This window comes from Clostridium sp., assembly GCF_036569345.1.
In the GTDB taxonomy this organism is placed as follows: Bacteria; Bacillota; Clostridia; order Clostridiales; family Clostridiaceae; genus Clostridium_AD.
This window is the reverse complement of sequence record NZ_DATCQT010000102.1, coordinates 1-2,628: the sequence shown is the minus strand read 5'-3', so window position 1 is coordinate 2,628 and position 2,628 is coordinate 1. Positions and strand designations below refer to the sequence as shown.

The 2,628-nt window shown below is 26.2% G+C and carries 2 protein-coding genes and 1 pseudogene; 1 reads left to right on the top strand and 2 read right to left on the bottom strand.

The window, feature by feature from the left end:
- Positions 1-296: 296 nt before the first annotated feature.
- Together VIM70_RS09980 and VIM70_RS09975 are read right to left on the bottom strand one after the other, a co-directional pair.
- The gene (locus VIM70_RS09980; protein ID WP_331945608.1) at positions 297-842 is read right to left on the bottom strand and encodes a DUF5317 domain-containing protein; all 546 of its coding nucleotides are present in this window, start codon (positions 840-842) and stop codon (positions 297-299) included.
- Between the two features lies 1 nt (position 843).
- Positions 844-2,124, bottom strand: a complete 1,281-nt coding sequence (locus VIM70_RS09975) for an HD-GYP domain-containing protein (RefSeq protein ID WP_331945607.1) — start codon at positions 2,122-2,124, stop codon at positions 844-846.
- A 295-nt stretch (positions 2,125-2,419) separates the two neighbouring features.
- Here VIM70_RS09975 and VIM70_RS09970 point away from each other — a divergent pair.
- Positions 2,420-2,628 (top strand): annotated as a pseudogene (locus tag VIM70_RS09970) (transposase); the annotation flags it as partial.

The window sequence follows — 2,628 nt, the reverse complement described above, 5'->3', positions numbered from 1 at the left end:
CAACTCATTCCATCAATATATATTTTTTTTTTCATTTAAAAATTCCCCTTTCGATTGCTAATTTATACTATTATATATTTAAAATTTAAATTATATAATTTTTAAGTCAATTTAATTTTATAATAATCCCTAAAATTATTTTTGTCTACACTTTTTTAATAATAACAATAATAATTACAAATTTATAGATACTACTACAATCTTATTTAAATATTGAATTACCAAAAATGTATATATTATCAATAATTATCAACTTACCTAACCTAGTATATCCATAAGAACAAAATAAATTCTATTTATTTATTAATTTTTATTTCAGCTGTTTTCTTCATTCCTGTAATTATAAATAGTATTAGACCTACTTCTGTAATAATATCCCCTATACTTATGGTAAAATTTCTTAATACAGTTAAAGGAAGAACATCTCCTAAAAACCATAATATAGTATCTTTATTTATTAATGTATAAAGGCCTTCTTTACTTATATTTAATGTGATCCCCGCGGTCTCTGCCGCTTTAGCACTGACTGGCATTGCTCCTCCATTTAAAAAAATTGGAATAGCATTCAGCAAAAATCCTGCTCCCATAAGCACTATATATTTATTTTTTCTGTTAAAACAAATAAAAACTGCTAATAAAATATACATTATAGAATCTAATATATATGTGAATTCACCTATAATAAAAATCCCTTTCCGTATGAAAATAATAATAAATGCCTCTATAAAAAAAGATATAAAAACAAGATATGTTCTCGTTATATCCACATTTTCTAAATTTTTCACTCTTCCCTTTAATATATATCCAATTATAATTGCAAAAACTAACCCTTCAATAAACATTTTAAACCTCACCTTGTTTTTTTTGTTTCTCTAATACTTTAAAATATGCTTCAACTACTTCGGGATGAAACTGACTGCCGGAATGTTTTTTAAGTTCTTCAATAATTACATCATGACTTAAAGCTTTTCTATAAGGCCTATCTGTAGCCATAGCATCAATAGAATCTGCTAGTTGAACAATAAAAACACTGAGGCTTAGCTCATCTACTCTTTTACCATCAGGATATCCTTTTCCATCATATCTCTCATGATGATGACGTACAATAGGTAATATATTTTCAAGATTTTTAATGTCCTTTAAAATATTGTATCCTATAAGTGGATGTTTTTTTATGATATTAAATTCTTCATCTGAAAGTTTCCCGGGGTTATTAAGAATGTGATCATCAATTCCAATCTTTCCAACGTCATGTAATAGAGACGCCATACTTAATTGTTCAATTTTTCTCTCCGAATATTTGAGTTCTTTTGCTATACTTGCTGAAATCTCAGCTACTCTTTTTGAATGTCCCTGCGTGTATACATCTCTCGCCTCTATTGCAAGCATAAGGGCATCTAGAGTTTCAACATATTGAGATTTCGTTTGAATATATAAATAGAAAGTGTATCTAGCTAATACTATAGGGACTAATACAAGAAGCACACCAACATAACTATATAAATTGAATAAATAAGCTAATAAAATACCAAAAGGTGTCATTGCGAAAGTATTTAATAATACTAATTTGAAATTAATTAAAAATGAATATATAATACCCTTTTTATTAGTAATTGAATAAACTATTGATATAATAAAAGTGTTAATTATATAAAACACAACGCTAAACACAATAATTGGTAGTAGATTGCTGTCTAATCTCCCATTGTAAGTAGTCCCACCTGTTAGTTTGTAAAAATAATTTCCATAAATAATTGGTAATGTAAATCCACAACAATTAAATAATGTTCCATAAAAAGGTGTGTTTAATACATGTTTATATTTATTGTTATCTTTAAGTATTCTACATCCATAACCTAATATTAAAATTATTATTGTATCAAATGTTCCAAATAAAATGAAAGAAGCAATTGTAATTGCAAAACTTGTGCTAAAAGAAATATTTCTGTACGTTACTGTGATGCTTTCTGTTAATATTGTTAAACATATAAAAAATAAAAAAGCACTAATTGTTAATGAGAAAAAAGCTATGTGCTCTGTTTTAAAGAAAAGGAGGAAAGATATAAAAGTTATAAGATATATGGTTAAAATATATTTTTTTAAATTCAACGGTAGTTTCTCCATTGGTTTCCTCCTATATATTCTAAAGGCCGATAAACCTAATTTACCATATCCAACTAGCTGTTGATCCACCAGCTATAGCAAGTGCTAATATAACTAGTAATATTGAACTTATTTTCTTCATTATTAATCCCCCCTTCTATCTAAGATAGTGTAAACACTATCTTTATTTTATTTATTTAAAACCTTGCTATTGCAAGGGTTATAGCTGTTTTTATAATAAAAAAACAATGACCCCCTCTATTTGTTATAATTGTTGTATCTTACCCCAACAAAAATTACGAAAGAAGGTGTCATTGTGAGTTCAATTATATCAATGTTAGTTACATATAATCAACTACTACTTTCGCAAATAAATCATTTACTTGTTTTTATTGTGAAAAATATACCTCTAAAGACTCCAAAATATGATATGACAAGTCCTAAATATAAAAAACTTACTGTAGATAAACTACCGATTATTAAAACTTTTGAAAAGTTTAATTACACTGAACTTCTAAATAATTA

Bases quoted from the DNA above. Each gene is read 5' to 3' on its own strand.
- VIM70_RS09980 (WP_331945608.1), bottom strand. From the start codon at position 842: ATGTTTATTGAAGGGTTAGTTTTTGCAATTATAATTGGATATATATTA.
- VIM70_RS09975 (WP_331945607.1), bottom strand. From the start codon at position 2,124: ATGGAGAAACTACCGTTGAATTTAAAAAAATATATTTTAACCATATAT.